The sequence below is a fragment of the uncultured Azohydromonas sp. genome, from assembly GCF_937926365.1.
Classification (GTDB): Bacteria; Pseudomonadota; Gammaproteobacteria; order Burkholderiales; family Burkholderiaceae_C; genus Azohydromonas.
Genome location: NZ_CALAOH010000256.1, coordinates 1 through 5409 on the forward strand (window position 1 = coordinate 1; position 5409 = coordinate 5409).

5 protein-coding genes are annotated in these 5409 nt (G+C 67.8%); 3 read left to right on the forward strand and 2 right to left on the reverse strand.

Annotation, left to right across the window (positions count from 1 at the left end):
* Window positions 1-238: 238 nt before the first annotated feature.
* The 3 genes from Q0741_RS28845 to oxlT all read left to right on the forward strand — a co-directional run bounded on the left by Q0741_RS28845 (window position 239) and on the right by oxlT (window position 3796).
* On the forward strand, window positions 239-466 hold the full coding sequence (locus Q0741_RS28845; protein ID WP_298236639.1) for an SWIB/MDM2 domain-containing protein: 228 nt from the start codon (window positions 239-241) through the stop codon (window positions 464-466).
* Window positions 467-991: 525 nt separating this feature from the next.
* Window positions 992-2383 carry a histidine kinase gene (locus Q0741_RS28850; RefSeq protein ID WP_298236636.1) on the forward strand — a complete coding sequence of 464 codons (1392 nt, stop codon included), beginning with the start codon at window positions 992-994 and terminating at the stop codon, window positions 2381-2383.
* 189 nt (window positions 2384-2572) lie between these two features.
* A complete protein-coding gene (gene oxlT, locus Q0741_RS28855; RefSeq protein ID WP_298236640.1) occupies window positions 2573-3796 on the forward strand; it encodes an oxalate/formate MFS antiporter in 1224 nt (407 codons plus the stop codon).
* 1 nt (window position 3797) lies between these two features.
* Here the strand turns inward: oxlT and Q0741_RS28860 are convergent, their stop codons facing one another.
* On the reverse strand, window positions 3798-4493 hold the full coding sequence (locus Q0741_RS28860) for a response regulator transcription factor (RefSeq protein WP_298236637.1): 696 nt from the start codon (window positions 4491-4493) through the stop codon (window positions 3798-3800).
* Window positions 4494-4542: 49 nt separating this feature from the next.
* Window positions 4543-5169 (reverse strand): Crp/Fnr family transcriptional regulator, encoded by a 627-nt coding sequence (locus Q0741_RS28865; RefSeq protein ID WP_298236638.1) that lies wholly within the window; start codon window positions 5167-5169, stop codon window positions 4543-4545.
* Window positions 5170-5409: the final 240 nt, after the last annotated feature.

Here is a 5409-nt window from a genome sequence, read left to right on the forward strand (position 1 = left end):
ACGACGATCGCCGGCCCGTGGCCGTGCCGCCGCTGCGGCCTGCCACACCCGACGAGAAGCGCCGCTTCGAGCAGGCCAAGGTGCGACGTCAGTTGCGGCAGGAACTGGAGCGTCGGTACCGTGGCCAGCCTGGCCGCTCAGCAATTCAACCCCCGCGCCAGCCAGGAAGTATGCTGTGACCCTTTGAACTTGAGGAATCCCTTTGGCCGAGACCAGCATCCAGAAGAAGAGCGCCTTCATGAAGGCCTTGAAGCCCAGCCCTGAACTGGCCGCCATCGTTGGCACCGAACCCCTGCCCCGCACGGAAGCCACCAAGCGCATCTGGGATTACATCAAGCAACGCAATCTGCAAAACCCGGCGAACAAGCGCAACATCCTGTGCGACGGCGCCCTGAAAGCCGTCATGGGCAAGGACGAGGTGACGATGTTCGAGATGACGGGACTGCTCAGCAAGCACATGTCTTGAGCCGGCAGCGCTGGCAACACGCAGGGATGTTGTCTGTTCCGGCAGGGTCAAGCGCCAAAGGCTGAAAGCGGCGGACCGCTGTGAATGCTGAGCGCTGCCATTAAGATCTTGAACCACCTTGCACGTTGTCAGTAGTATCAAGGCTCAATAACGAAAAAGCCCCGCGATGCGGGGCTTTTTCATGTGCATGCCCCAATCGCGTTTATGTCAAGTTGGATGTGAGCTCAACGGTTTCGGTGCGAAACAATGCGTGGCGAGACATTTCGCCATCTCAGCCGGAATGCCTTTCCAGGCAGGCGCCGGCGTTCAGGAAACGCCCTGGATCTGCCCGTCGAGGCCCGTCAGTCGATATACCGATGGACAAGGGCGAGGCAGCTGGCAACATGCGTGTATACGATGTTCCGCTATTTCCGTGCCCTGGATCCCCGACGCAGTCTTGCCACCGCAGTTGCCTGGCTCGCGGTCGCCCTCTCGCTCGCGATCGCCCTGGCGCTAGTGGCGGTCGGGGACTACGCAGCCAACAGCATGCTGGCGCAGCGCGATACCCTGATGAAGCGCTTTGCCGGCCAAGTGGCGGCGGACCTGGAGCGGGCGCTGGTGAACGAGGCCCAGCCGGGCTCCAGCGCCCCGGTGCTGCCGTCCCGGGAGCGGCTGGCGGCCCTCATCGATGCCGCGCGCCAGCGCACGAAGCCCGACCCGCGCGCGCGCATCCTGCTGCTGGACGAGCGCCACCGCATCGTGTTCGAAAGTCCCGACGAGGCGCCGGAGCCCTGGCTGCCGCTCTTGCTGCCCGGCGTGGCCCTCGTGCAGGGTGAGGACGGTACGCGGTCGGCCGTCGTGACGGCGCCGCGCGAGGCGGCCTCGTCCCTGGCCGCGCTCGGGCTGTACGTGGCGGTCGTACAGCCTGCCGAGGAGCGTGGCCAGGCCGGCAGCCTGCAGGAGAAGCTGACCGCCATCTCCATCCTGCTCAGCATCACGGCCGCGCTGGTGGGCGCGGCCTTCGCCCGCGTCCTCACACGGCGGCTGGGCGAGCTGACGCTGCAGGTGCAGCGCGTCGCGCGGCAGGAGGCCGATGGCATCGTCGAACCCAAGGGCCAGGACGAAGTGGCCGTGCTGGGCCGGGCCTTCAGCCGCTTGTTGCAGGCGCTGCGCCAGGAGCACGACGAGCTGGACCAGTTGACGCAGGAACTGGAGCAGCGGGTGCAGGCGCGTACGCGCGAGGTGGAGCGCCTGGCCGCCGACAGCCGCTATGCGGCGGTGGTGCGCGAGCGGTTGCGGCTGGCGCGCGACCTTCACGACACGCTTGCGCACTCGATGATGGAAATGTTGCATGAGATACGCACGCTGCGCGTGTTGCACGCGCACGATCCGCAACGCCTGGGCGCCGAGCTGGAGCGCGCCGAGGAGGTGGCGCGCCAGGGCATGAAGGAGGCGCGCGAGGCGGTGAGCCAGATGCGGCTGAACGCGGTGCGCGACCTGGGCCTTGGCGCGGCGCTGGCCGGCGCCGTGAACCGCTTCGCCGAGCGCACGGGGCTGGACGTGCGCTTCAGTGCGGACCCGCAGGCAGCCAGCTTCGCCGACCCGCGCGCGGAGACGCTGTTTCGCATCGCCGAGGAGACGTTGCGCAACATCGGCCAGCACGCGCAGGCCTTGCATGTGGACGTGGCGCTGAAGGACCTGGGCGACGGCACCATCGAGCTGGCGATCAAGGACGACGGCGTGGGTTTCGACGTCGCCGAGCCGCATCCCGGGCATTACGGCCTGGTGGGCATGCGGGAACAGGCGCAACTGATCGACGCCGAGTTCGAGCTGCACAGCATCCCGGGCGCCGGCACCACCATGCAGCTGCGGCTTCGCGTCGGCCCGGAGATGCGCCCGGGCAACAACGGCGTGAGGCACGCCGCGCCCACTCCCTGAGCCATGAGGATGAGCCCGATGCAAGCCATTGGAAACGGCGGATCGGAAGAGCGCTGCGCTGAAGGCCCTGGGGCGCCGGAGCACCATGCGGGCGCCCTGCCCGCGCGCCGGCGATCCGCCTTGCTCGTGCACTGGCCGGATGAGCTCACGCAAGAGGCGCCACCGGGCCCGCGGTTCCGCTGGGGCCAGCTGGCGGTGGCCATGGTCTGCATGGCAACCATCGCCAACCTGCAGTACGGCTGGACGCTCTTCGTCAACCCGTTCACGGACCGCTTCGGCTGGAGCCATGCGGCGATCCAGGTCGCGTTCGCGGTCTTCGTCGTCACGCAGACATGGTTCGTGCCGATCGAGGGGTACCTCGTTGACCGCTTCGGCCCGCGCCCGGTCGTGCTGGCCGGGGGTCTGCTGTGCGCGATCGGCTGGGTGATGAACGCCTTCGTGGACTCGCTGCCCTTGCTGTACGCGGCCGCGGCCATCAGCGGCACCGGCGCGGGCGCGGTCTACGGTACCTGCATAGGATGCGCCTTGAAATGGTTTCCCGATCGACGCGGGCTCGCGGTGGGCCTGGTGGCGGCGAGCTTTGGTGCCGGCTCGGCATTGACCATCGTGCCCATCTCGCTGGTGATCGAGTCGCGCGGCTACGAAGCGGCCTTCCTGTACTTCGGCCTCGGGCAGGGGCTGCTCGTGATCGCGCTCGCGCTGGGGCTGGAGGACCCGAACAAGCTGCTCAAGCACATCCGCACCCCGCCCGCGCCAGAGCACCTGCGCCAGTCCCGGCGCGACTACACGCCCAGGGAAGTGCTGTGCCAGCCGACGTTCTGGGCGATGTACGCGATCTTCGTGCTGGTGGCCGCCGGGGGCCTGATGGCCACGGCGCAGCTGGCGCTCATCGCGCGCGACTTCAAGATCCACGATGACCCGGTGAACATCGCGGGGCTGGTGCTGCCCGCGCTCACCTTCGCGCTGGCGCTGGACCGCGTGCTCAACGGCCTGACGCGCCTCGTGTTCGGCTGGGTGTCGGACCGCATCGGCCGCGAGCAGACGATGGTGATCGCGTTCTCGCTGGAGGCCGCAGCCATCCTCGCGCTGTACGAGCTGGGGGACCATCCGCTGGGCTTCGTGCTGCTCAGCGGCGCGCTGTTCTTTGCCTGGGGCGAGATCTACAGCCTGTTCCCTTCGATCTGCGCGGACACCTTCGGCTCGCGGTACGCCGCGACCAATGCCGGCCTGCTCTACACCGCCAAGGGCGTGGCATCGCTGGCGGTGCCGCTGTCGAGCGCGCTCGTCCTGGCCTTGCACGACTGGCACGCGGTCTTCCTGATCGCCTTCGGCATGAACGTGCTGGCGGTGCTGCTCGCGTGGTTCGTGCTGCGGCCGATGCGGCAGCGGCTGCTCGAAACGCCGCCGCCCTGAGCTATTCGACCCGGCGCTGGCGCAGCGCGATCACCGCCAGCTCGGTGCGGCTGCCGGCGTGCAGCTTTTCCATGATGCGGCTCACGTAGTTCTTCACCGTGCCTTCGGCCAGGGACAGCATCGTGCCGATCTGCTTGTTGCTCTTGCCCTCGGCGATGAGCTGCAGCACGTTGTTTTCCTTCTCGGTCAGCGACACGGCCGGGTCCTTGGGCTCCTCGTGCCGATACTCCGGCGGCGGCGCCGTCTCGGCCATGCGGCGGAACTGGTCCAGCACCTTGCGCGCAATCTGTGGCGTCAGGCGTGACTCGCCGCGGTGCACCGCCCGCACCGTCTCCAGCACTTCCTGCTCGGTGGCGTCCTTGAGCAGGTAGGCCATCGCGCCGGCACGCACGGCGTCGAACACCGACTGCTCGGCCTCCAGCGTGGTGAGCACCAGCACGCGGGTCTGGGGCAGCGAAGCCGTGATCTCGCGCGTGGCGCCCACGCCGCCCTTGCGCGGCATGTGCAGGTCCATCAGCACGACATCGGGCCGGCGCTGCCGGGCCAGCTCGATGGCCTCGATGCCGTCGCCCGCCTCGCCCACGACTTCCATGTCCGGCTCCATCGACAGCATCAGCGCCAGACCGCGCCGCACCAGGGGCTGGTCGTCAACGATCAGCAACCGGATGCGCTGGGCCGATGATCCTTCCGTGCTCATGGGGGCCCATGTTAAGCGCGTCCACTCAAGCATCCGGGCCGGCTGCTCATCAGGCCGCCTGCAACGCGCGTCGCTGCGGGCGGGTCAGGCGGCAAAAGGTCTCCGCCGACAGGTTCAGGAAGGACGCCACGTCCTTGTGCGGCAGCCGGTCGGCCAAGTCGGGATGCCGGCTGGAGAACTGGTGCACCCGGCTGGGCGCATCGAGCAGCAGCAGCCCTACCGCGTGCTCGACCATCGCCGCGCTGATTCGCACCAGGCGCTCGTGGAAGCGCGTCTGCACATCGGGATGGCGTTCCAGGAACGCGGCCCAGTCGCCCATGGGCAGGCAGGCCACGAGCGAGCGCTTGGCGCAGACGACCGCGAAGCCGGAGCCGGCGTACTGCGTCCAGGCCTCGTACCCGGTTTCCATGTCCTGCTCCGCGGCGAAGCGCAGCGTCATCTCGCGTCCCTGGGCGCTGCTCACCACGCGCTTGAGCAAGCCTTCGAGCACGAAGAACTGGTGCAGGTCGCGGCTGCCTTGCTCCAGCAGCCGCTCACCGCGTTGGCCTTCATGAACGCTGAGCAACCCGGCCAACTCGGCGTGTGCCGCATCGTCCAAGCCCGCGAGCAGCGGGTGGGACTTCAGCTGACAGCCGATGGTTTTGCGCAGCGGATGGTTCGACAGCGGGAACTTCATGCAGCGAACTCTAGGGGCCCCATACGTAGATTTGCGCTGCTGAACGTCACTGCTGCCGTAGGCCTTTCTTCACGACTTCGCGGTGACGAAAGTCACGGCCGGCCTCAGGGAAAGCGCGAGCTTGTGCCTGCGCGATTCCCCGGCTCGTCGTGGATCACTCCACCGCCTTGACCATGTCCTCCACCACCTTCTTGGCGTCGCCGAAGACCATCATGGTCTTGTCCATGTAGAACAGCTCGT

Excerpts from the sequence above, each read along its gene's own strand:
- Q0741_RS28860 (WP_298236637.1), bottom strand. The coding sequence starts at position 4,493 with ATGAGCACGGAAGGATCATCGGCCCAGCGCATCCGGTTGCTGATCGTT.
- Q0741_RS28845 (WP_298236639.1), top strand. The coding sequence starts at position 239 with ATGAAGGCCTTGAAGCCCAGCCCTGAACTGGCCGCCATCGTTGGCACC.
- Q0741_RS28865 (WP_298236638.1), bottom strand. The coding sequence starts at position 5,169 with ATGAAGTTCCCGCTGTCGAACCATCCGCTGCGCAAAACCATCGGCTGT.
- Q0741_RS28850 (WP_298236636.1), top strand. The coding sequence starts at position 992 with ATGCTGGCGCAGCGCGATACCCTGATGAAGCGCTTTGCCGGCCAAGTG.